General features: G+C 70.3%; 13 protein-coding genes. 4 read left to right on the top strand and 9 right to left on the bottom strand.

The features are described from left to right. Positions 1-102 precede the first annotated feature (102 nt). The 4 genes from A9Z05_RS04255 (at position 103) to A9Z05_RS04240 (ending at position 2169) form a co-directional block, all read left to right on the top strand. A complete protein-coding gene (locus A9Z05_RS04255; protein WP_069617007.1) occupies positions 103-471 on the top strand; it encodes a DUF3022 domain-containing protein in 369 nt (122 codons plus the stop codon). Positions 472-743: 272 nt separating this feature from the next. Further along, the gene (locus A9Z05_RS04250) at positions 744-1292 is read left to right on the top strand and encodes a type 1 glutamine amidotransferase domain-containing protein (RefSeq protein ID WP_069617006.1); all 549 of its coding nucleotides are present in this window, start codon (positions 744-746) and stop codon (positions 1290-1292) included. A gap of 4 nt (positions 1293-1296) precedes the next feature. Continuing rightward, a complete protein-coding gene (locus tag A9Z05_RS04245; protein ID WP_069617005.1) occupies positions 1297-1626 on the top strand; it encodes a DUF1488 domain-containing protein in 330 nt (109 codons plus the stop codon). 315 nt (positions 1627-1941) lie between these two features. Next, a complete protein-coding gene (locus A9Z05_RS04240; protein WP_069617004.1) occupies positions 1942-2169 on the top strand; it encodes a hypothetical protein in 228 nt (75 codons plus the stop codon). Positions 2170-2191: 22 nt separating this feature from the next. Here the strand turns inward: A9Z05_RS04240 and A9Z05_RS04235 are convergent, their stop codons facing one another. The 9 genes from A9Z05_RS04235 to A9Z05_RS04190 all read right to left on the bottom strand — a co-directional run bounded on the left by A9Z05_RS04235 (position 2192) and on the right by A9Z05_RS04190 (position 23724). After that, positions 2192-3442 (bottom strand): phosphatidylserine decarboxylase family protein, encoded by a 1251-nt coding sequence (locus A9Z05_RS04235; protein ID WP_069617003.1) that lies wholly within the window; start codon positions 3440-3442, stop codon positions 2192-2194. Positions 3443-3832: 390 nt separating this feature from the next. Further along, on the bottom strand, positions 3833-5446 hold the full coding sequence (locus A9Z05_RS04225) for a Fic family protein (protein ID WP_069617001.1): 1614 nt from the start codon (positions 5444-5446) through the stop codon (positions 3833-3835). A gap of 235 nt (positions 5447-5681) precedes the next feature. Further along, complete coding sequence (gene treY / locus A9Z05_RS04220) at positions 5682-8474, bottom strand: malto-oligosyltrehalose synthase (protein ID WP_069617000.1); 2793 nt, start codon at positions 8472-8474, stop codon at positions 5682-5684. Next, positions 8471-10690, bottom strand: a complete 2220-nt coding sequence (malQ, locus tag A9Z05_RS04215; RefSeq protein ID WP_069616999.1) for a 4-alpha-glucanotransferase — start codon at positions 10688-10690, stop codon at positions 8471-8473. The genes treY and malQ overlap by 4 nt, the downstream gene beginning before the upstream one ends. Next, positions 10687-12558, bottom strand: coding sequence for a malto-oligosyltrehalose trehalohydrolase (gene treZ, locus A9Z05_RS04210; RefSeq protein WP_069616998.1), 1872 nt, complete (start codon positions 12556-12558; stop codon positions 10687-10689). The genes malQ and treZ overlap by 4 nt, the downstream gene beginning before the upstream one ends. Before the next feature lie 9 nt (positions 12559-12567). Beyond that, positions 12568-14682 (bottom strand): glycogen debranching protein GlgX, encoded by a 2115-nt coding sequence (gene glgX, locus A9Z05_RS04205; RefSeq protein ID WP_069616997.1) that lies wholly within the window; start codon positions 14680-14682, stop codon positions 12568-12570. A gap of 32 nt (positions 14683-14714) precedes the next feature. After that, entirely contained in the window at positions 14715-16925 is a 2211-nt protein-coding gene (glgB, locus tag A9Z05_RS04200) for a 1,4-alpha-glucan branching protein GlgB (RefSeq protein WP_069616996.1), read from the bottom strand. Continuing rightward, on the bottom strand, positions 16922-20332 hold the full coding sequence (gene treS, locus A9Z05_RS04195) for a maltose alpha-D-glucosyltransferase (protein ID WP_069617022.1): 3411 nt from the start codon (positions 20330-20332) through the stop codon (positions 16922-16924). Before treS ends, glgB begins: the two co-directional genes overlap by 4 nt. Next, positions 20332-23724: a maltotransferase domain-containing protein gene (locus A9Z05_RS04190; RefSeq protein ID WP_069616995.1), complete on the bottom strand. Its 3393-nt coding sequence runs from the start codon at positions 23722-23724 to the stop codon at positions 20332-20334. Before A9Z05_RS04190 ends, treS begins: the two co-directional genes overlap by 1 nt. Positions 23725-23784: the final 60 nt, after the last annotated feature.

Genomic DNA, 23784 nt, shown 5'->3' with positions numbered 1-23784 from the left:
GTTCCAGCGGTTATTGACGGTGTCGTGCCGGCGCGGCCGGCACGGCGCGATGGCGGCGCGGTTTCCCCGGATGGGCGCGCCGCCACCACGCAGGAGGACATCATGCAATCGAATTCCCGGATTTTCCTGGAGCAGGACGAGATCGACGGCGATGCAAGCGACGTGGACGATCTCGACACGACGGTCCACGTGGACGTCGAAACGGGCAGGGTCATGTTCCACGCGGCGTGGGCGAACGCCGTCGAGGCGCCGCCGGAGGCGGCCCGGCACTCGGTCGTGCTCGCGCTCGAATGCTCGACGATGGAACGCTACGCGGATCTCGACGAAGGCGCACGGATGCGCGTGCACGCGATGCTGCACGACGCCGTGCAGCAGACGCTCGAGCAATTGCCCGATACCGGCGACGAACACCTGACGCTGACGGTCGAGCTGACCGACGCGATGCTCGACGCCGCGCGTCATCTGCAGTAATCGCGCCGGATCGGCGTACGGGGGCGCCACGGCGTCGCATTACATCCCGTTGAAATCTTTGCAGCCGGGCGCGCGGCGACGTACAGCGACCGATCCCGCCATTCGCGGGTGGCCGCCATCGATCGCGGGTCGTTCCCCCGTTGTCCCGCGCGACGCACGGAACGGCGGGGCCGACGGGCGAAGGCTCCCGCGGCGGAACGGCGATTGCTGCGTGACGGGCAACGGCACGACGTGTGCCACCTCCATCCCTATCCCTATCCACGGAGGCATTCATGAGCGGCAGGTTGGATCATTGCAAGGTAGCGATTCTCGCGGTCGACGGCTTCGAGGAAGCCGAGCTGGTCGAACCGCAGCGCGCGCTCGCGGCAGAAGGCGCGCAGGTGGACGTGATTTCGCAGCAGCGCGGCGAGATCCAGGGTTTCCGGCACGTCGACAAGGGCGAGCGCGTGAAGGTCGACCGCACGTTCGACGATGCGCGCGAAGGCGATTACGACGCGGTCGTGCTGCCGGGCGGCGTCATCAACGGCGATGCGATCCGGATGGTGCCGGCCGCGCGCGAATTCGTGACGGCGGCCGTCGGCGCCGGCAAGCCGATCGCGGCGATCTGCCACGGCGGCTGGCTGCTGGTGTCGGCCGGGCTCGTCGAGGGCAAGACGATGACGAGCTGGCCGAGCCTGCAGGACGACATCCGTCACGCGGGCGGCAAGTGGGTCGACGAGGAAGTCGTGCGCGACGGCAACCTGATCACGAGCCGCAAGCCGGCCGATCTGCCCGCGTTCAACGGCGCGCTGGTCGAGCGTCTCGCGGCGCGGAGGGTATGAGCCGATGCCGGCAGATTCCCCACGCTCCGTGACGCTGACCGACGAACCGCCGACGTTCGACGGCGCGGCGCTGCAGTTGCGCTTCGTCGTCGACGTGGACGGGGCGCCGCAGGCCTGCGCGATTACGGTGGAGGCGCTGGAAGATCATTTTGGCGCGCACTCCGCGCTGGAGGCCGACCTGCGCGACGCGTTCGAGCGCGGCCGTGCGCGTATCGAAGCCGCGTGCGCGGACGTGCTGGCGAGCGGCAACCACGACGTGGTGCTGCACAGCGGGTATTTCCGTGCGCCGGGCGGGCGTGCGCGAGCGGGGTTGTTTCGCTCGCGGGAGCCCTGAGCGGGGTCGCATTCCGCCACGCGCGCGGCCCGCAACCGGCCTGCGTCAGGCGGGTTTCATCGGAGGTATCCGGCGCCCGCCGTTGCCGCCCGGTTGCTTGTCGTTACCCATTACATGCCGTTGAAAACTTTGCAGCGGCTCGAACGCGCCGTGCGGTGCCAGATCGCGCGGCGCGGGCGTCGCACGACCACCGGTTGAATGCCCACTGTTGGCACGGTCCCTGCATGCCCGTAACGTCGCCGGCGCACGCTTCGCGCCGGCTGCCGATGCGACGCCGGTGTCGCGTCGCGCGTCGCCGCCAACGGGGAAACGAGCATGCTGACCGCCCATGAATTTGCCGCGCTGTTCCTGGCGCATCACGCACCGGAACAGATCCAGATCGACCGCGACGACGTTGTCGCGCTTGTCGAGCAACAGTTGATCGTGCTGCAGCATGACGACGCATCGGGCGCACACCGCCCGGCGCTGACCGCCGACGGACTGTCGGTCCTGCGCTGCGTGCAGCGGCATGACGGGGCCCGGTTCGACACCACGGAAGCGTGACGCACCGGGCCGCACGCGCCGCTCACCGCGCGATCGCGACGGGCGCATTGACCTGCACGACGGGCGGCTGGCCTTCGAACGGCGGCGCGTACAGGAAGCGATCGATCACGCCGGCCTCGAAGAGCAGACAGTAGGTCGAGCCGCCGAACTGGAAATAGCCGATCTCGTCGCCCTTGTCGACGCGCTGCCCCGGCATGACGTCGATCACGCACGACGACACGTCGCCCATCCCGACGAACACGGCGGCTACCGTGCCGATGCCGGGATCGTCGCTCGAGATCGCGACCACCGCGCGCGCGGCGACCGTCGTCATGTAGCCCTGCGAGTCGTTGAGCCCGGCCGGGTCCGGGCCTTCCGCTTCGGCGACCGAATAATAGGCGCCGTCTACGCGATACGCGTGGGTGACCACCCCACGCACCGGCGCATGCCAGCGATGGTAGTTGTACGCGCTGAGGTAGGCCTGGTAGACGTCGCCGCCGACGAATCGCTCGGCGAGCGACAGCCACGCGGGCGTGAAGAGGTCGCGCAGCGAGTACGGCTGCGCCTTGATCCAGAAGTTGTCGCGCAGCTTCACGTTCGTTTCGGTGTGATACGGCGAGGCCTCGCACGCGCTGACGATCACGTGCGGATCGTCGGGCGCAGCGACTGGACGCGCGCCGTCGCGAAAGCGCCGCGTGAAGAAGTCGTTCCACGAATCGAAGCCCCCGTGCGGCTGGTCTTCGCGATACTGGAACTGCGACAGCCCGAGGCGCTTGCGCGCTTCGTCGCAGAACCAGCCGTCGGGCGGCGACGTGTCGAGATGCGCACGCGAATGCGGGCCGCCGAGGAAGTCGCACCATGCGTTCAATACGCGCTTCAACTGCGTATTGACGGCCGCGTCGCGAAACACCGCGTGGCCCGACGGCATGCACATCGGCCAGTCGAAGAACGCGTTCAGCGGGCACACGATCAGGCTGTCCTCGCTGAACGGCGGCGTGTACGTCATCAGATGGTCGAGCACGGTCATCAGCTCGCCGATCGATGCGTAGCCGAGCCGGTATCCCGATTCGAGCGCTTCGTCGATCGCGCGCGTCAGGCTCATGCGCAGCACCGCGTTGTCGTCGAACAGCCGCGCGAGTTCCTGCACGGCCGGCGTGCGCAGGCGCTCGCCGGCATGCGCGCGTGCCTCGTTCGCGATTTTTTCGCGGAACGCGGCCATGTGCGCTTCCTCGCTGGCCATCCATCCGCCGAGGCGGCGGCGTGTGGCGGGCGGCGCGTTGCGATTCGTCGGCATCGTCTCCTCCGAAATGGTTAGGGGGCGAAGCGATGGAGCAAGACGCTTGCCCGGCGCGCGGCACCGAAATTGCTGCGCGTGGGCGACCGTTTTTTCCAATGACTCAGGAGAGAAATATGGCTACGGCTTCGAATGCACGACAGACGAACGATGCGGAATCGACGGACGGGCGTCGCCGCAGCGGGCAGCGAACCGTGACGCCGACGCGTGTGCGAGCACGACCGCATGCGGCGGCGCCGCGCGACGGCGCGCGGCGCGGCGAGCGCGGTGATCGCAGCGCAAGCGGAAACGGGCCGGTGACACCGAGCCGTGAAGAAGACGCGGGGAAACCGCTGTGGGAGGACGATCGCGGCGAGATGCCGCCGGAAGAGTGGTCGTGAGGTCGGGTATTTACTGGCCCGCCGGCCGTTCGGGCCGGTAACGGTCGGCAATCGCGACATCGACCGATTCACCGTCGCGAAATGCCGCAGAAACCGCATCAACGATAGCGGGCCAAATACCGGGTCGTTGCAGGACAGGCATTTCCTTCGCGAGGACGTTGCTGAGTTGTCCGTTGTTTTGCTCGAGCGATCGTAGTACCCGGTCGGCTTGATGATCCGGCATTTCGACGATTTCCTTGAGCGCCTGCCGAGCCAGCGTGTGGCTTCGCAAATAGCGCGACTCCTCGCGCATGTGTTCGGTTAGCGTGCGCCGGATGATGTTGGCCAGATATTGCACATGCGGACTCAGATCCGGATACCGCCATAGAGGCCTTGCCCGTTCGGCGCCGTCAAACGCGAAATTGGATACGACACCGTCCGGATAAGACGTCTGGGCCGCTGTGAACGATATGTTGTCGCGCACTTGTTCCATCAGGAGTACGGACGCCTGATCCAGTACGCTGTCGTATCCACGACGTTCGCCGGCGTCGTCCATGATCACCGCGGAAACGGGAAGGATCACCGGCGCGGGAATGGCGCCGTCCCGGCGCAGGACATCGTTGATCAGGAAGCGATGGACGCGGCCGTTTCCGTCCGCTAATGGATGAACATAGACGAAACCGAAGGCTGCGACCGTGCTGCGCAGCACCGGGGATTGCCCGGTAGTGCGCTCCAGGAATGCGCGAAGTCCGTCGAGCATTGCGGGAACATCGTCTTGTCCAGGCGCCACGTAGCGGACGACTTCGCTAAAGCGTATGGTCTCTCCGACGAATACGGGCGATTGCCGGAAGCCGAAATGCGTGAGCGTGGTTCGCTCGCCGAGGATTTCCCGCTGCAGTTCGGCAGCGGCGGCATCTGTCAACGGTTGTTCGCCCTGAGCGGTACGTCGGGCCATGACGTCGGCGAAGCGCTGGATACGAGTGGTGTGGTCAGCCTCTCCCTCGATGGCAAAACTGGCCTTGCTTTCCCGCAATGTCATCCAGGTTGCCGCACGCATCAGCAAATCCTCGCCGAACTCCTTTGCCAGATCGGCGAAGAGACGCGGCACGTCAAGCGCGGCGGCCTCCATGAAAGCTGCAGTCTTGACGAGCGTCGGGCAGAAGTAGCGCGTACCCGGCAGGTTGTCGTTCACCCGCCACCGGGCATTTCTCAGAACGTGGTTGCGGGACGAGGTGACGATCTTGGTGTCGTCGAGGACGTCGACGTAGTTGCCGCCCAGTCGCTCGGGAACACTCAGGTGGTCATCGATGAGCCATTCGTAAAGAAAAGCGGCGCGACGGGCATACTGACCGGTCGGCTCGGCGTCGATCCACGCCTGGATGGCACTGGGGCCCGATTTCTTGAACAAGCGCGTGAGAAGCTCCAGTTGCGGGATCTCGTGACGCAGATGAAACTGGAGATGGGCGGCGAAGTCATCCGACGGACGCATGAGTTCCGGGTAGGTTTCGAGTCGATAGCCGTCGACGATTTCGGTGGCTCGTCGGCTCCCGATGCGACTGAGTACGGGAGGCCGAGCCATGGGCGCAACGTCGCAGTTCGCGATTAACCACGCGCCGCCAATCGGATCGTCGGGCAATTCGGGCATGGGGAGGCTCCTGTCAGTCGGCTCAGGCTCTGCTCAAAATCGATTAGAAACGTCGGTTTTGTGCGCAAATCGATTACGGATGTACAAAAACGATTATACGCGGCCTGTTTTGCATAAATTCGATTATCCCCGAGCCACAGACGGGCGGTGTGGACACGACATCCGTCCGAAATTGTTTCGACCCCTTTAAGTGGGCTATGAGTCTCCATTCCTTAGGTGGCGACGACCGAGGGGGCTACCGGGCGCGAGCGTGTCCGGGACGATCCTGATTCGACCGTCCAGCAACCAGCACCGCCACGGGCAACTCGGCCAGGCAGCGATCAACCGCCAGCACCCCTTCCGGCGCATCGATCGCGTCGCGCGCATTCAACCCGTCGATCCACGGTCCTTCGACGCCGCGCGGCAGCACGACCGCCGTGTCGCCCCACTGCGCAGGCTCCACGCGCGGCAACGCGGGCGCTTCGCCGAGCAACCGGCACGCGAGCCGAGTTGCGATCACCACCACGGTAGCCGCGTCATCGCAGCGCGCGAACGCCACCGCGTGCCGCGCGAGCTTCCCACGCACCCGCAGCGGCACGTACGCACCGTGCGCAAACGTCGCCGGCCATCGCGCACGCAGCGCCAGCATCCGCTCGATCAGCGCGCGCTTCACCCGCGCATCGGGCCACACCGGCAGATACGACGCCACCGGGCCGTCGACCGATACGGTCGCCAGCGTCGCGAACGGCACGTCGCGCCGGTTGTCCGGGTCGACGAGCGAGTGATCCCATGACTCGGTACCTTGATAGAGATCGGGCACGCCGGGCGACGCGATCCGCAGCGCCGTTTGGGTCAGGCTGTTGACGACGCCGGCCGGCGCGATCCGTGCGACGAACGCATGCAGCCGATGCGCAAAATCGCCCGCGCCGCGCGGCGTCAGGATCGCGCGGACGAATGCTTCGCAACCTTGCTCGTAGTCCGGCTCGGGCGCGAGCCAGTCGGTGTACTGCTTCGCCTCGCGCAGCGCCTTCGTCTGCCATTGCACGACGCGCGTCGCGAGCGCGTCGAGGCCGGCCGCATCGTCGGGGGCGAGCGCCGGCGGCCAGCAGCCGACGAGCGTCTGGACCAGCATCGCCTCGGCGGCCGGGCCCGGCGTCCACGCGAGGTCGCGGTGCGCACCGCCGCGATGCGGCAGGTTCAGCGCCGACCAGTCGAGCGACACCGCGCGCCACACATCGGGCACTTCGCTGAGCACCGCGAGCCGCGCCCGCGCGTCCTCGCCGCGCTTGTGGTCGTGCGTGGCCGTCGCGAGGAGCCCATGCGGCACGGTGCGCGCACGGCGCCGGTTGCGTGCATGGAACGCGCCGCGCGACAGGCTGAAGTCGCTGGCGTCGGCGCCGACCTCGTTGCGCGACAGCAGCCGGCCGTAGCGATAGTTGGCCGTATCCTCGACGCCCTTCGCGGCCAGCGGCGCGGTGAGCTGCGCGAACGCGACACGCGCCGCGACCAGTGCATCGGCGTCCACGCGCGGCACGCGCACCACCGGCAAGCCGAGCCACGCGGCGACGTGCTCGAGCGCGAACCGGTCGGCCGGATCGACCGCCGCGTAAGCACCGTCGTACGCGTGCGCGAGCACGCGGAGGTCGGTGTCGGCCGGTTCGGCGCCCCGCGCCGGATACATCCGGTACACGGGCAGCCGGATTGCGAGTTCGCCGAGCACGCGCCGGATCGCGATCAGGCTGACGTCGCGCGTCGCGGGCGACGTCCGTGCGATTCCGTGCAGCAACCGCGCGACCCGTGCATGCTCGACGGCGAGCTGGCGCATCAGCACGCGCCGCTTGCCGTCGAGCGCTTCCTGCGCGAACGTGCGCGCGGAACCCGATACGGCCGCCCAGTGCGCGGCGAGCGGCTCGGCGCCGGCCGGGTCGTGCAGCAGCGCGCCGACGTCGTTCATGAAGTCGTAGCCGGTGGTGCCGTCGACGGCCCAGTCGCTGCGCAGCGCTTCGCCGGGCGCGAGGATCTTCTCGACGACGATGTATGGCCGCGCGTCGCGCTGCGCGGCGAGCCGCGCGTGCAACCGGCGGCAATACGCGCGCGGATCGGCGAGGCCATCGACGTGATCGACGCGCACGCCGTCGACGAGCCCGGCCGCATGGAGGCGCAGCGGCAGCGCATGCACGGCGTCGAACACCGCCTCGTCTTCGACGCGCACGGCCGCGAGCGTCGCGATGTCGAAGAAGCGCCGCCAGTTCAGTTCGTCGGCGGCCGTGCGCCACCAGGCGAGCCGGTAGTGCTGGCGTTCGAGCAAGTGATGCAGGCACGCGCGCGAGCGTGCGCGGCGCGGATCGGCGCCGCGCAATACCGCGTCGAGCGCATGCGGGCCGTGCGCGGCCGCATGGTCGCGCAGCGCCGCATGGGCGGCGGCCAGCCGCGCGCTGTCGCGGACCGGCGCGACGTCGAAGCGCTCCGCGAGCGCGTTCAGGTCCGCGCGATTCGCGATGCGAAGAATGTCCGCATAGGTGGCGGCGGCAACCGGCAGCCGCCGCCCCGGGCACGCGATGTAGAAGCGGCCCGCGGCCGCATCGGCGCGCAGCGTGATGTCGCCGGCCGCGAGCGCCTCGCCGTACGGCGCGCCGAGGCACGGGAGCAGCACCTTGCCGTCGAGCGCCGCGTCGGGCGGATGCCAGTCGATGTCGAAATAGCGCGCGTAGGGGCTCGCCGGCCCCCATTCGAGCACGTCGTTCCACCAGCCGTTCGACGAGCCGCCGACGCCCATGTGGTTCGGCACGATGTCGATGACGATGCCGAGGCCGCGGGCGCGCAGCGCATCGACGAGCCGCATGAAGCCGGCTTCGCCGCCGAGTTCCACGCTGAGCGCGCCATAGTCGACACTGTCGTAGCCGTGCAGCGAGCCGGGCTCGGCCGTCGACACCGGCGACAGGTACAGGTGGCTGACGCCGAGCCGCGCGAAGTAGTCGGCGTGCGCAGCCGCGTCGTCGAACGTGAAGCCCGCATGCAGCTGCAGTCGCAGCGTCGCGCGTGGGGTCATGGGCCGTGCCTCCCCGTGCGGCGCGCCTGCACGACGGCGGCGATGCGCGCGCGCACGTCGGCGTCGAACAACGCGTCGATCGTGCGCGGCAACCGCTGCCGCCAGTTCGGATGGCCGCATGGCGGCCCCGGCAGGTTCGGCTGCGCGTCGAGCGCGAGCAGATCCTCGAGCGGCAGCAGCGCGAGCGGCGACGGGCTGCTCGCGACGTAGGCCAGGATCCCGTTCACCGGCGGCATGTCGGCCGGCGGCACCGCGGCGCCGGCCGGCGCGCAGCCAGCGTGCTGCAGCGCGTGCCACAGCGCGGCGCGCTCGGTCGCGCGTTCCGCATGAGCGGCCAGCAGTTCAGGCGGGGGAGGCGTCGCGTGATTCGAATCGGTGCGCGGCACGGTGTCGTGTCCGAACGCCATGCTTTGCACGATCTCGTCCGAATCGTGCGCGCTCGCATCGTCCGGCGCCGGGGCGGCGACATCGCGCGGTTGCGCTTCGTCACGCCGCTTCGCGGCGTCGGCCTCGGCCGCGACGCGCCGCCACCCGAGATCGACGCCGCGCCACCAGCCGGCCACGGTCGGCAAATCGTGCGTCGACGTCATCGCGATCGCGTCCCGATCCCACGCGGACGGCGGCCGGAACGCGCCATTCGCGTCGCGCTCGAACCACAGCACGCGCATGCCCGCGACACCTTGCGCGCCGAGCCGTTCGCGCAACCCGGCCGGCACGGTGCCGAGATCCTCGCCGATCGCGATCGCGCGATGGCGGGCGGCTTCGAGCGCGACGAGCCGCACCAGATCGTCGAGCGGATAGCGCAGGTACGCGCCGCTGCGCGGCGAGCCGCCGTCCGGCACGATCCACATCCGCGCGAAGCCGAGCACGTGATCGATGCGGATGCCGCCCGCATGCGCGAACGCCGCGCGCAGCAGCTCGATGAACGGCATGAAGCCGTCCGCGCGCAGCGCGTCGGGCGTCCACGTCGTCACGCCCCATGCCTGGCCGGCCGCATTGAACAGGTCGGGCGGCGCGCCGAGCGATACGCCGCGCAGCAGCGTCGTGCCGTGCGCCCACGCGTCGCTGCCGGCCTGATCGGAGCCGACCGCGAGATCGGCGATCAGCCCGGTCGCCATGCCCGCGCCGCGCGCCGCGTGCTGCGCGTCGCCGAGCGCGCACGACGCGCACCATTGCAGGAACGTGTGGAACGCGATCGTGTCGGCATGCGCGTGCGCGAACGCGTCGACTTCCGCCGATCCCGGCATGCGCCATTGCGCGGGCCACTGCCGCCAGTCCGCGCCGATCCCGTGCTCGATGCAGAACGCCTGCAGCGCGTCGAAGCGCGCATGCGCGTCGAGCGCCGCGCCGCCCGCCGCACGAAAACGCTGGTACGTATCGCGCGACGGGTCGTCGCTGGCGCGCCATGCGTCGAAGCACGCACGCAGACGGCGCAGCTTCGCGGGCAGCACGCGAGGCCAGTCGATCAGCGCGGCATCGGCCGCGCCGGCGGACGCGCGATGCGCGGCTTCGGCGCCCGGCACCGCGTCGCTGTCGAGATAAGCGACGTTGTGCCAGCGTCGCGACGACGGCGAATACGGGCTGTCGTGCGCGGGAAGCGCCGGATAGCCGGCGTGCGTCGGGCTGATCGCCACCGCCTGCGCGCCGTGGCGCGCCGCCTGCGCGGCGAGCCGCGCGAGCGCCGTGTAGTCGCCCGCGCCGTCGTCGCCGGTGCGGCGCAGGCTGTAGAGCTGCGCCGCGATGCCCCAGCGGCGGTTCGCGTCATGGGCGCGCGCGATCGCGTCGAACGGTAGCGCCCGCGGCGGCGCGATCGCGAGCCCGATACGCTGCTCGCCGATGTCGAGCGCGTGATAGCCGGGCATCGCGAGCGGCGGCAGCGTGCCGTGTTCGCCCGTGCCGCCCACGCGACCGTCCACGTGCCCGCCGGTTTCGAGCGAGATCCGGAAGCGCGCGCCCGGCGCCGCGACGGTCGCGGGCAGCGTCAGCGGCTGGCCGGCGTCGCCGGTCACGACGCGCGGCGAGGACGCCTTCGCATCGGCGAGCGCCGCCGCGCTGTCGACCCGCTGGATCGCGGTGCCGCATGGCCAGCCGAGCGCATCGACGAGCGCGACGAGCGCGTCGTCGGCCACGCGTCGCGCGACGCCGCCCGCGTCGGTCCAGTCGGGTTCCAGGCCGGCCGCGCGGGCGAGCGCCGCGATCGGGACGTCAGTCGTCATGACGGGCTCCGTCCGTTCGCGCGGTGCTGCCGCGCATCGTGGTTGACCGCACCGTCGCGCCACGCGACGCACGCGCGCGGCGGCACGTGCCCGCCGGGCAGCCGGTCGCGCGCACGCGGCGGCGTCTCGAACACGATCTTGCCGACCGGCAGCGCGGGCAGCGTCGCGTCGTGCGAGCCGAGATTCAGCGCGATCGTCAGCGTGCTGCCGTCGCCGAGGCGCCAGCGCGCGACCAGCGCGGGCGGGTCGCCGTCGCCCGCGAGCAGGTCGACGCCGAGCGAGCGCGCATCGGCCAGGTGCGGCGTCACGAGCGCCGCGCGCACGGCCAGCGCGCTGCGGTAGAAGCGCCGCCACGCGGCCGCGTCGGGCCACGACTCGTCGGGTGGATGGTGCGACGACGAGCGCACGAACGTCGCGATGTCGTTCGGGTCGGGAATCGCGTCGCGATGCGCGGCGTCGGCGAACGCGGGAAACGCGGCGAATTCGCGACGCCGGCCTTCGCGCACCGCGTCGGCGAGCGCGCCGCGATAGTCGGTGAAGAACTGGAACGGCTGCGTGCTGCCGTCTTCCTCGCCCATGAACAGCAGCGGGATCGACGGCGCGAGCAGCATCAGCGCGGTGGCCGCGCGCACCGCGTCGTCGTTCGCGAGCGCGCGCAGCCGTTCGCCGAACGCGCGGTTGCCGATCTGGTCGTGGTTCTGCAGGAACACGACGAACGCGGTCGGCGGCAGGTGCGCGCTCGGCTCGCCGCGCGCCGCGCCGTCGTGCAGCGGCGACGGTTCGCCCTGGTACGCGAAGCCTTCGCCGAGCGTGCGCGCGAAATGACGCAGCGGGGCATCCGCGTACGCGCGGTAGTAGCCGTCGCGCTCGCCGGTCAGCAGCACGTGCGCGCTGTTGTGGAAGTCGTCGTTCCATTGCGCGTCGAAGCCGTCGGGGCCGAGCAGGCTCGCGGTATTGCGCTCGTTCTCCAGCACGAGATGCACGTGGCGTGCGTCGCCCGCGTGCGCGCGCACACGGCGCGCGAGTTCGCGCAGCCACGCGTCGTCGTCGATCGCATGCGCGGCGTCGATGCGCAGCCCGTCGAAACGGTATTCGTCGAGCCAGTACAGCGCGTTGTCGATGAAGAACGTGCTCGTCTGCGGGCGGGAGAAGTCGATCGCCGGCCCCCACGCGGTCTGCCGGTCCGAGCGGAAGAAGTCCGGCGCGTAGCGCGGCAGCAGGTTGCCTTCGGGGCCGAAGTGGTTGTACACGACGTCGAGGAACACCTGCATCCCGAGCCCGTGCGCGGTGTCGACCAGCGATTTCAGTTCCTCGGGCCGCCCGTACGACGCGTCGGGCGCGAACGGCAGCACGCCGTCGTAGCCCCAGTTGCGCGCGCCGGGGAATGCATTGACGGGCATCAGCTCGACCGCGGTCACGCCGAGTTCGGCGATCGCCGGCAGCCGCCGCTCGACGGCCGCGTAGCCGCCGCATGCGCCGACGTGCAGCTCGTACAGCACCGTCTCGTGCCACGGACGGCCACGCCACGCGTCGTTGCGCCAGCGGTACGCGGCCGGATCGACGACCTGGCTCGGGCCCAGCACGTCATACGGCTGGAAGCGCGACGCGGGATCGGCCACCGCGAGCGCGTCGTCGAGCAGGTAACGGTACAGCGTGCCGGGGCCGCACGGCGCGACCGTCTCGAACCAGCCGTCGCCGGCCGGCGTCATCGGGATTGCACGGCCGCCTGCGTCCTGCAGTTCGACGGCGGCCGTGCGGCTCGCGGGCGCCCACAGCCGGAAGCGCGTGCGGTCCGCATCGATGCAGGTCGCGCCGAACGACGACGCGTACGCGTGCGTGCCGGGCGGATGGGCGGAACGGGACGTCATGGCGGCTCCTCACGAAGACAGGTCGGGTGGCACGGCCGCGACCGCGATCACGGCCGCATGCGCGGCGACGTCGAGCCCGGCTTGCGGCCACGAGCGCGGGCCGGCGTCGGGCGTCGCGGTGTCGAGCAGGATCCGGTAATCGAGCACGGGCGCGGGCGGCATGAACGTGATGGTCTCGGCCGACGCGTTCAGCATCACGAGCAATGCTTCGGTGCGTCCGGTGCGGCCGGTGCCGACGCGCCGCATCGTCAGCGCGCGGCGTTCGCCGTCTTCCCACGCGGGGACGGTCAGCGCGTCGCCGCGTTCGTCGAACCAGCCGATCTCGCGCATGCCCGGTGCGCCGTCGCGGTCGCCCGACGGATAACGCGGCGCCGACATCACCGGATACATGCGCCGCAGCGCGGCGAGCCGCGACACGAAGCGGGTCATCTGCACGCCTTCGTCGCTGTGCGCCAGGTCCCAGTCGAGCCACGACAGTTCGTTATCCTGGCAATACGCGTTGTTGTTGCCCTGCTGCGTGCGGCCGAATTCGTCGCCGGCCACGAGCATCGGCGTGCCGAGCGCGGTAAACAGCGTCGCGAGCATCGAGCGCGCGACGCGCCGGCGCACGTCGCGGATCGCCGCGTCGTCGGTCGGCCCTTCGGCGCCCCAGTTCGCGCTGCAGTTGTCGTCGCGGCCGTCGCGGTTGTCTTCGCCGTTCGCGTCGTTGTGCTTGCCCGCATACGACACGAGGTCGGCCAGCGTGAAGCCGTCGTGCGCGGTGACGAAATTGACCGATGCCCACGTGCGGCGCCGCCCGTGATTGAACAGGTCGGCCGAGCCCGACAGGCGCGCGGCCAGTTCCGGGCGCTGCCCCGCGTCGCCGCGCCAGAAGCGCCGCACGGTGTCGCGAAACCGGTCGTTCCATTCGGCGAAGCCGGGCGGATGGCGGCCGAGCTGATAGCCGCCGGGGCCGAGATCCCACGGCTCGGTGATCAGCTTGCGCTGCGCGAGCACCGGGTCCTGCCGCAACGCGTCGAAGAACCCCGCGCCGGGCTCGAAGCCGTGATCCTCGCGGCCGAGCGTCACGCCGAGATCGAAGCGGAAGCCGTCGATGTTGAACGCGCTCGCCCAGTAGCGCAGCGAATCCATCACCATCTGCACGACGCGCGGATGCGACATGTTCAGCGTGTTGCCGCAGCCGGTTTCGTCGACGTGGTAACGCGGATCGTCGGGCCGCAGCCGGTAATAGCTCGCGTTGTCGAGGCCGCGCCACGACAGCGTGGGCCCGAGCTGGTTGCCTTCGCACGTGTGGTTGTAGACGACGTCGAGCACGACCTCGATGCCGGCCGCATGGAGCTGGCGCACCGCGATGCGCATTTCGTCGAGCCGCCGCGTCGTCAGATACGACGGCTCCGGCGCGAAGAACGCGGCCGTGTCGTAGCCCCAGTAGTTGCGCAGCCCGCGCTTCACGAGTTCGCGCTGCTGCAGGAACGCGTGGATCGGCAGCAGCTCGACCGTCGTCACGCCGATCGACAGCAGGTGATCGACGAACGCCGGATGCGCGAGCGACGCGAACGTGCCGCGCTCCGGCGGGCGCAACCCGGCGCGGCGCATCGACGCGCCGCGCACGTGGGTCTCGTAGATCACGGTGCTGCGCCACGGCACGTTCGGGCGGCGGTCGTTGCTCCAGTCGAACGCCTCGTCGACGACCACGGCTTTCGGCATTGCCGGCGCCGAATCGCGGCGGTCCATCGACAGGTCGGACCGGTTCGAATGCACGCGATAGCCGAACAGTGCGTCCGACCAGCGGAACTGGCCGACCAGCTTGCGTGCGTACGGGTCGAGCAGCAGCTTGGTCGGATTGAAGCGATGGCCGTGCTGCGGCTGGTACGGGCCGTCCGCGCGGAACCCGTACACGGTGCCCGGATGCGCGTTCGGCAGGTAGCCGTGCCACACCTCGTCGGTGCATTCGGGCAGGTCGAGGCGCGCGAGTTCCTTGCGGCCGGTCGGATCGAACACGCACAGCTGAATCCGGTGCGCGTGCGCGGAAAACACCGCGAAGTTGGTCCCGAGGCCGTCCCAGGTCGCGCCGAGCGGATAGCTGCGGCCGGGTTCGAGACGGTCGGGCAGGGCGGTCGGCATGGGGCGTATCTCCGTGTCGAGGGCGGGAGCAGTCAGGCAGGTGTCAACCACAGCGTCGCGAGCGGCGGCAGGCGCAAGGTCGCCGACCACGCCTCGCCGTGCGCGGGCACGGCTTCGGCCCACACGGCGCCGTCGTTGCCGGCGTTGGTGCCGCCGTACGACGCGGCATCGGTGTTCATCAGTTCTCGCCAATGACCCGGCGCGGGCAGCCCGAGCCGATACCCGGCGCGAGGCACGGGCGTGAAGTTGCAGACCGCGACGACCAGATGCCCCGCGTCGTCGCGGCGCGCGAATGCGAACACGCTGTTGTCGCGGTCGTCGCCGATCAGCCAGGAGAAGCCGGCCGCGTGGCAGTCGAGCGCATGCAGCGCCGGTTCGGCCGCATACGTGCGGTTCAGGTCGCGCACGAGCCGCTGCACGCCGCGATGCGCGGGCGCGTCGAGCAAGTCCCAGTGCGGCGTCGCATCGTGCGCGAACTCCGCCCATTGCGCGAATTCGCTGCCCATGAACAGCAGCTTCTTGCCGGGATGCGCCCACATGAACCCGAAATACGCGCGCAGCGTCGCGAGCCGCTGCCACGCGTCGCCGGGCATCTTCGCGACGAGCGAGCCCTTGCCGTGCACGACCTCGTCGTGCGACAGCGGCAGCACGAAGCGTTCCGAGAACGCGTACACGAGCCCGAACGTCATCCGGTCGTGGTGATAGCGGCGGTGGATCGGGTCTTCGTGCAGGTACGCGAGCGTGTCGTGCATCCAGCCCATGTTCCACTTGAAGTCGAAGCCGAGCCCGCCGTCGGCGGTCGGCGCGGTGACGCCCGGCCACGCGGTCGATTCCTCCGCGACGGTGACGACGCCGGCCGGCGCGGCATCACCGTGCAGCGTGTCGTTCAGCCGGCGCAGGAACGCGACCGATTCGAGGTTCTCGCGGCCGCCGTATACGTTCGGCACCCATTCGCCTTCCTTGCGCGAATAGTCGCGGTACAGCATCGACGCGACCGCGTCGACGCGGATGCCGTCGACGTGATAGCGGCGCGCCCACGCGAGCGCCGACGCCACCAGGAATGCGCTGACCTCGGTGCGCCCGACGTTGAACACGCAGGTGTTCCAGTCGGGATGCATGCCCTCGCGCGGATCGGCATGCTCGTACAGCGCGCTGCCGTCGAATTGCGCGAGCCCGTGCGCATCGTTCGGAAAATGCGCGGGCACCCAGTCGACGAGCACGCCGATGCCGGCCGCATGCGCGCGATCGACGAAGCGCGCGAAACCGTCGACCGGCCCGAAGCGCGCGGACGGCGCGAACTGCGCGAGCGGCTGGTAGCCCCACGAGCCGCCGAACGGGTATTCGGCGATCGGCATGAATTCGACGTGCGTGAAGCCCATTCCCTTCACGTACGGAATCAGCCGCTCGGCGAGCTCGTCCCACGTCGCGCTGCGGTCCATCTGTTCGGGGATGCGCTGCCACGATTCCGGATGGACCTCGTAGATCGACCACGGCACGCGGTAGCGGTCGTCGTGGCGCGGCCGCGCATGCATCCAGCCGTCGTCGTGCCATGCGAACGCGTGGAGCGCCGCGACGTCGGCGACCACCGACGCCGTGCGCGGCGGCGCCTCGGTCGCCCGCGCGCACGGATCGGCCTTGTGCGGCAGCACGCGCCCGTCGGCCGCGCGCAGCTCGTACTTGTAGCGTTCGCCCGGGCCGATGCCCGGCACGAACAGTTCCCACACGCCCGACGGCCGCCGCAGCCGCATCGGATGGCGGCGCCCGTCCCATCCGTTGAAATCGCCGACCACCGATACGCGCTGCGCGTTCGGCGCCCAGACCGCGAAACGCACGCCGTCGGTATCGTCGATGCGCACCGGCGTCGCGCCGAGGCAGTCGAGCACGGCTTCGGGGTCGCCGGCCGAGAAGCGCGCAAGCGCCGCTTCGTCGAGCAGCGTGCCGAACGCATACGCGTCGTCGGTCACCTGATGTGCGTTCGGCCAGTCGATCGCGAGCAAATAGTGCGGCGTGCCGCCGTTGCGCGCGATTGTCCCCGCGAAGCAGCCGGCGCGGTCGACGCACGCGAGCGCGCCGAGTTCGGCGCCGTCCGGCGACAGCGCGCGCACGCGCTCGGCACCGGGCAGCAGCGCCCGCACGACGACCTGGTCGGCCTGTTCGTGCGGGCCGAGGCAAGCGAACGGGTCGGGATGGCGGCCGGCGAGCAGCGCATCGATATCGGCGCGTTCGAACAGCGTGTCGGTCATGGGTTTCCTCCGTCGTCGGGCAGCACGCCGTCGCCGAGCAGCCGGTCGACCAGCGCCGCGAGCCCGCCGACCGGCACGCTCAGCCAGTCGGGCCGGTTCGCGGCTTCGTAGCACAGCTCGTACGACGCCTTGTCGATCAGGAACAGCGCGAGCAGGCGATCCGCGTAGTGCGGATCGACGAAACGCGCGGGCGCGAGGTCGGCCGCCGCGCGATAGCATTCGACGAAGCGGTCGGCGGCCGCCTGCCCGAAGCGGTCGAACAGCGCGCGCTTGCGGCCGGCCGCTTGCGGCGGCGCTTTTTCGATCGCGAATTGCGCGGTCGCGCTCACGTACGACAGCGAGCGCAGCAGGCCGGCCACGTCGCGCAGCGGATGCGATTTCGCGCGACGCCGCTCGAGCGCGCGCGCCGGTTCGCCTTCGAAGTCGATCAGCAGCGCGTCGCCCTGCACGTCGAGCACCTGGCCCAGATGGAAATCGCCGTGAATCCGCGTGCATTGCGCATCGAGCGTGCGCGGCACGAGTTCGCCGAGCGCCTCGACGGCCGCGTCGCGCGACGCGAGCAGCGCGTCGGCCGACGCGCGGGTGGCCGGATCGAGCGCATCGAGCCGCGTGCGCAGCACGTCGAGCGCGCGCTCGAACGACGCGATCGCGTCCACGCACCAGCCGTCGACGTGTTCGGGCGTCGCGCGTTCCGGCGCGAACGCGGGATCGTCGGACGGCTGCGCGAGCGCGACGTGCAACTGGCCGAGCCGCGTGCCGATGATGCCCGCGAACGCCGCGTAGCCGAGCAGCGCATCGGGCTCCTCGCCCGTTTCGGCGGCCTCGCCTTCGTCCGCGGCCGGTAGCGCGAGTTCGTCGATCGCGCGCCGCAGGAAATCGAACGAACGCGTCCACGCGTCGCCCTGGTTGTCGACATAGCGTTGCAGGATCGCGACCGTGTGCGGCGTGCCGTCCGGATCGACGTGCACGACTTCGCCGGCGAGCGTCGCGGTGTTCGCATAGCCGATGCGCGTCAGGTGCCGGCTCATTTCGGCTTCCGGATGAATGCCGTGCGCGACCTTGCGCACCAGCTTCAGCACGATCGCGTCGCCGATCACGAGCGAGCTGTTGCTCTGCTCGGCCGCGAGCCAGCGCACTTCCGCGTCGTCGCCCGGGTCCAGCCCGGCGAGCGCGTCCTCCGGCAGAAAGGTGAGTTGGCCGCCGTCGGACATCGGCACCGTCGCGCCGTCGCGCAGCTTGCGCAGCATCCCGCGCGCGAACGCCGGCAGCGCGAACGCGTCGGTCAGGTAGCCGACCGTATGGCCGCGCCGCACGCGCGCGAGCGCCAGTTGCGCGAACAGCGGATGGGACGTCTCGCCGCCCCACGCGGTCGCGAGCGGCACCACGTAGCGTTCGACGCCGCCGTCGCTCGCCGACACCCACGCCTCCGCGTACTGGAACGGCTCGTCCGGAATCGGCGTGACGACGTTCAGCCACGCGTCGCCGATCTTGCGATCCTTCGACGCGAACCAGCGCCGCCGCGCGAGCCACGATGCGAGCGCATCGTGCGCGAGCGCATGCAGTTGCGATACGTCCGGCCGCGTATCGCCGCGCCGCATCACGAGCGTCACGTATTCGGGCAGCGGCTCCGCGTGCGGTTGCCGCCACGACGGCTCGCGGCCGTGCTCGGCGAGCACGAACCACAGGAACCCGTAGGGCGGGAAGGTGAGGAGATACGGGAGCTGGCCGATCGGCGGAAACGGCGAATCGGACGTCATCTCGATCGGCACGCGCCCCGCGAATTCGGACAGGTCGAGCTCGACCGCCTGCGACGCGCGCGACAGGTTCGCGACGCACAGCACCGGCTCGTGGCCGTCCAGCTCGCGCAGGTACGCGAGCACCTTGCGGTTCTCCGGGCGCAGGAAGCGGATCGTGCCGCGCCCGAACGCCTGCGACGCGCGGCGCGTCGCGAGGATGCGCCGCGTCCAGTTCAGCAGCGAATGCGGGTCGCGCGTCTGCGCCTCGACGTTGATCGCGTCATAGCCGTACAGCGAGCCCATCACCGGCGGCAGCACCAGGAGTTCGGGATCGGCGCGCGAGAAGCCGCCGTTGCGGTCCGACGACCACTGCATCGGCGTGCGCACGCCGTCGCGATCGCCGAGGTGGATGTTGTCGCCCATCCCGAGCTCGTCGCCGTAGTAGATCACCGGCGTGCCGGGCATCGACAGCAGCAGCGAATTGATCAGCTCGATGCGGCGCCGGTCGCGCTCCATCAGCGGCGCGAGCCGGCGCCGGATGCCGAGGTTCAGCCGCGCGCGGCGGTCGCTCGCATAGGTCTGCCACAGCAGGTCGCGCTCCGAATCGGTGACCATCTCGAGCGTCAGCTCGTCGTGGTTGCGCAGGAATACCGCCCACTGGTTGCTCGGCGCGAGCGCCGGCGTTTGCCGCATGATGTCGAGGATCGGAAAGCGGTCCTCGCTCGCGATCGACATGTAGATGCGCGGCATCAACGGAAAGTGGAACGCCATGTGGCATTCGTCCTCGTTGCCGAAGTACTCCTGCACGTCTTCCGGCCACTGGTTCGCTTCCGCGAGCAGCATCCGGTTCGGATACTCGGCGTCGATCGTCGCGCGGATCCGCTTCAGGATCGCGTGCGTCTCCGGCAGGTTCTCGTTGTTCGTGCCTTCGCGTTCGACCAGGTACGGCACCGCGTCGAGCCGCAGCCCGTCGATGCCGAGATCGAGCCAGAAGCGCATCACCTGGATCACTTCGCGCACGACGGCCGGGTTGTCGAAGTTCAGGTCCGGCTGGTGCGAATAGAAGCGGTGCCAGTAGTACTGGCCGGCCACCGGGTCGTGCGTCCAGTTCGACGTTTCGGTATCCAGGAAGATGATCCGCGTGCCCGTGTATTTCGTGTCGGTGTCGGACCACACGTAGTAGTCGCGATGCGTGGAGCCCGGCTTCGCGCGGCGGGCGCGCTGGAACCACGGGTGCTGGTCCGACGTGTGGTTGATCACCAGTTCGGCGATCACGCGGATGCCGCGCGCATGCGCTTCGCGGATGAAGCGCCGTACGTCGGCCAGCGTGCCGTAGTCGGGATGCACGTCGCGGTAGTCGGCGATGTCGTAGCCGTCGTCGCGGCGCGGCGACGGATAGAAGGGCAGCAGCCAGATCGTGTCGACGCCGAGTTCGGCGATGTAGTCGAGCTTCGCGATCAGGCCGGGGAAATCGCCGATGCCGTCGTTGTTCGAGTCGAAGAACGACTTCACGTGCACCTGGTAGATGATCGCATCCTTGTACCACAGCGGATCGTCCGCACAGAGCGCGGGTTCGCGGCGGCGCGCACGGCGCCGGCGCGGCGTGCCGGCCGGCGCGAGCGACGGGAATTGCGCGCGGCGCACGTCGTCGAGGGAATCTTCGCGTTTCATCATGCATGCGCTCCCGAAGGGCGGCGGGCGGGATCCGGTTCGGGCGCCGCCGCCCGCGTGGCGCCCGGAGACGGCGCGAGCCGCCAGATTGCGTACGGCCGCACGTGCGGATCGAGCGACACGTACTGGCGATGGCCGCGCCAGGTTTGCGCGTGCGCGGCGTCCTGTTCGAGCGCATCGAGCGGTTCGCCGTCGGCGAGCCCGAGGCCGCGCCACAGCGCCGCGTCGAGCGTGAAGTTCGCGGCCTGCGGATGCCACGGGTCGAGACTGATCGCGACGATCACCACGCTGTCGAACGCGGGCGTCGCCTTCATGAACACGAGCACGGAGTCGTTGTCCGCGTCGACGAACGTGAGACCGAGATGCGTCTGCAGCGCCGGGTGATCGCGCCGCGCGCGGTTCAGCCGCGCGATTTCCGTGCCGATGTGCGCGGCCTTGCTCCAGTCGCGCGCGCGCAGCTCGTATTTCTCCGCATCCGCGTATTCCTCGCTGTCCGGCAGCGGCGCCGATTCGCCGAGCTCGAAGCCCGAGTACAGGCCCCACGAGCCGGCCAGCGTCGCCGCGAGTGCCGCGCGGATCACGAACTGCGAGCGCGGCGCGTTCTGCAGGTGGCGCGGGTTGATGTCGGGCGTGTTGACGAAGAAGTTCGGCCGGAAGAATTCGCGCGCGGGCCCGGCCGTCAGCTCGGTCAGGTAGTCGATGAAGTCGCGCTTCGACTCGCGCCACGTGAAGTACGTGTACGACTGCGAGAAGCCGACCTTCGCGAGCCGGTACATCATCCCCGGCCGGGTGAACGCCTCGGACAGGAACACGACGTCCGGATGCCGGCCGCGCACCTCGTCGATCATCCACGCCCAGAACGGCAGCGGCTTCGTGTGCGGGTTGTCGACGCGGAAAATCCGCACGCCCGCATCGACCCAGAACAGCACCGCGTCGCGTAGCGCGAGCCACAGGTCGGGCAGCGCGTCCGGCGCGTAGAAATCGGGGTTCACGATGTCCTGATAGCGCTTCGGCGGATTTTCCGCGAAGCGCAGCGAGCCGTCGGGCCGCCACGCGAACCAGCCCGGATGCGCCGAGAGCCACGGATGGTCGGGCGAGCACTGGATCGCGAAATCGAGCGCGATCTCGAGCCCGTGCCCGCGCGCGGCGTCGACCAGCGCGCGGAACGAGTCGAGCGTGCCGAGCTGCGGATGCACGGCCGTGTGGCCGCCGTCGGGCGAGCCGATCGCGTACGGGCTGCCGACGTCGTCGGGGCCGGCGCTCAGGCTGTTGTTGCGACCCTTGCGCGCGGACGTGCCGATCGGGTGGATCGGCGGGAAATACAGTACGTCGAAACCCATGTCGCGGATGCGCGGCAAATGCGCGATCACGTCGTCGAACGTGCCGTGCCGGTGCGGATCGTCGCTGGCCGAGCGCGGAAACATCTCGTACCAGCTCGAGAAACGCGCCTTGCGGCGTTCGACGTCGACCGGGTAGACCGTCGCGTCGTGCGTGACGAACGGGCGGTAGCGCAGCGCCGCGAACGCGTCGGCGAGCGCGGGCCCGCCGATCAGTGCGAGGCGGTCGTCGGGCGACGCGTCCTTGAGCGCCTCGATGAGCCGTTTCATCTGCGCGAGCGCGCGTGGATCGGCCGGCTCGGCGCGCTTCAGCGCGGTCGCGAGCAGCAGTTGCGCTTCGCGCACCTCCAGCGTCACGTCCTGGCCGGCCGCGCGCTTCTTCGCGATGTCGGTGACGAGCGACGCCCAGTCGTCGCGCCACGCGACCACGCGGAATTCATGGCGGCCGAGCCGGTCGAGCGTGACGCAGGCGCGCCAGCGGTCGTTCGGCTCGGCTTCGAACGGCACTTCGCGCCATTCGTCGCCATCGGCGGCGCGCCACTGCAGCACGGCCGCCAGATGCGCGTGCCCGTCCGTGAAGATCGATGCGCTCACGACGAGCGGCTCGCCGATCACGCGCTTGATCGCGAAGCGGCCGTCGTCGACCGACGGTTCGACGCGCTCGATCGCGATCCGGTCGGCCGCGAGCGCCGCCGACAGCGCGGTGCGCTCGCGGGCGGCGTCGGCGCGCGCCGTGACGGGTGGCGCCCGCCACGCATGCAGCAGCGCGTACGCGCCGGGCGCGAGCGTGAACGGCTCGAGCGCGGCCGGCGGTTGCGTGTGCGCGCCGTCCTGCGTGGCGACGCGCGTGAAGCCGCCCGGTACGCCGGGCAGGATCGTCGCGGGGTCGATCGTGGCGGGCGCGTCGAGATCGGGATTCAAGGCGATCAGCAACGCCGCGTCGTCGTGTTCGAGCGACGGGCCGGTGCCGCGCAGCAGCGCGGTCGCGCCCGCGCCCGGCGCGCTCAGTTGCACGATCTCGCCGCGCGCCGCCGCGACGGGTGTCGCGCGGCGCCACGCGTTCGCATCGGCGAGCGCGCCCGACAGGTCGAAACGCGCGTGCTCGAATGCGGCGCGGTAGCGCACGGCATCCGCGTCGCGCGCCATCAGCGGCACTGTCACGCCGCGTTCGAAACCCATCGGCACGAGCCAGCCGGTGCCGACGGCCGCCGCCGTCCACAGCGCGCGCCGATACGCGCGGGCGACGGTATCGTCCGGCGCGTCGGGCCAGTCGTCGGCGAGACGCGGGCCATCGGGCGCATCGGGAAATGCGATCGGCGCGCCGATGCGCCGCAGCAGCCGGTGTTCGTCCGCGAACCACGGCGCGCGCAGATCCCACCAGCGCACCGATGAAAACACCGCGTCGAACCCGGCGGCTTCGAGCTGCACGAGCGCGTCGCGCGCATGGCCGGGTACACCCGCGAGCACCGCGACGTCCGGGCGCGCACGGCGCAGCGCCGCGCGCCAGCCCGGCCACCAGTCGGCCGGCAGATGATGCGGCGCGTCGATCAGGAAGCCGGCCGCGCCCGCGTCGGCGAACGTCGCGAGATGCGCGCACCACCATGCCGACAGCGCGTCGCGCACCGCTTCGTCGCCGGCGTTCGCATGCGCGATGTCCAGCGCGTGCGCGGTGCCGCGCGGGTCGATCAACGCGTCGTCGTGCGTGCGCTCGACGTACCAGTCAGGATGCTCGGCGCGCAGCGGGTTCTCGCGCGCGATGCGATCGGGCACGACTTCGAGCAGCAGGCGCAGCCCGTGGCCCTTCGCCAGTTGCGCGAGGCGCGAGAAGGTTTCGAGCGCGCTCGCGCGTGTCGCGAACGACTGGGCCGGCCGCCGGAAATCGGCCACGTGGCGCGGAAAGCCGGCGACGCTCGCGGCCCAGAACGCACCGACCAGCACGTGATCGAAGCCCATCCCGGCGATATGCGCGAAGGTCTGCGGCCATGCGTCGAGCGGCCCGACGAGGCGGGCGTCGCAGAAGTAGAGGTGTGGAGCGAACGGCGGTGTGGAGTCCATGGCGTGGGGCGGGCGGCGGCGAGCGGTAACCGTCGGTGCGTCGCAACCTGCGTGCCTGCT

The organism is Burkholderia sp. A2 (genome assembly GCF_001729305.1).
Classification (GTDB): domain Bacteria; phylum Pseudomonadota; class Gammaproteobacteria; order Burkholderiales; family Burkholderiaceae; genus Burkholderia; species Burkholderia sola.
Note: the sequence above shows the minus strand (reverse complement) of the source record. Positions and strands in the feature narration are given on the sequence as shown.

What these genes read in the sequence shown, in the direction of transcription:
- glgX (WP_069616997.1), bottom strand. Translation starts at nt 14,682, where the DNA reads ATGCCGACCGCCCTGCCCGACCGTCTCGAACCCGGCCGCAGCTATCCG.
- A9Z05_RS04255 (WP_069617007.1), top strand. Translation starts at nt 103, where the DNA reads ATGCAATCGAATTCCCGGATTTTCCTGGAGCAGGACGAGATCGACGGC.
- treZ (WP_069616998.1), bottom strand. Translation starts at nt 12,558, where the DNA reads ATGACGTCCCGTTCCGCCCATCCGCCCGGCACGCACGCGTACGCGTCG.
- A9Z05_RS04245 (WP_069617005.1), top strand. Translation starts at nt 1,297, where the DNA reads ATGCCGGCAGATTCCCCACGCTCCGTGACGCTGACCGACGAACCGCCG.
- glgB (WP_069616996.1), bottom strand. Translation starts at nt 16,925, where the DNA reads ATGACCGACACGCTGTTCGAACGCGCCGATATCGATGCGCTGCTCGCC.
- A9Z05_RS04225 (WP_069617001.1), bottom strand. Translation starts at nt 5,446, where the DNA reads ATGCCCGAATTGCCCGACGATCCGATTGGCGGCGCGTGGTTAATCGCG.
- A9Z05_RS04190 (WP_069616995.1), bottom strand. Translation starts at nt 23,724, where the DNA reads ATGGACTCCACACCGCCGTTCGCTCCACACCTCTACTTCTGCGACGCC.
- treS (WP_069617022.1), bottom strand. Translation starts at nt 20,332, where the DNA reads ATGAAACGCGAAGATTCCCTCGACGACGTGCGCCGCGCGCAATTCCCG.
- treY (WP_069617000.1), bottom strand. Translation starts at nt 8,474, where the DNA reads ATGACCCCACGCGCGACGCTGCGACTGCAGCTGCATGCGGGCTTCACG.
- A9Z05_RS04240 (WP_069617004.1), top strand. Translation starts at nt 1,942, where the DNA reads ATGCTGACCGCCCATGAATTTGCCGCGCTGTTCCTGGCGCATCACGCA.
- A9Z05_RS04250 (WP_069617006.1), top strand. Translation starts at nt 744, where the DNA reads ATGAGCGGCAGGTTGGATCATTGCAAGGTAGCGATTCTCGCGGTCGAC.
- malQ (WP_069616999.1), bottom strand. Translation starts at nt 10,690, where the DNA reads ATGACGACTGACGTCCCGATCGCGGCGCTCGCCCGCGCGGCCGGCCTG.
- A9Z05_RS04235 (WP_069617003.1), bottom strand. Translation starts at nt 3,442, where the DNA reads ATGCCGACGAATCGCAACGCGCCGCCCGCCACACGCCGCCGCCTCGGC.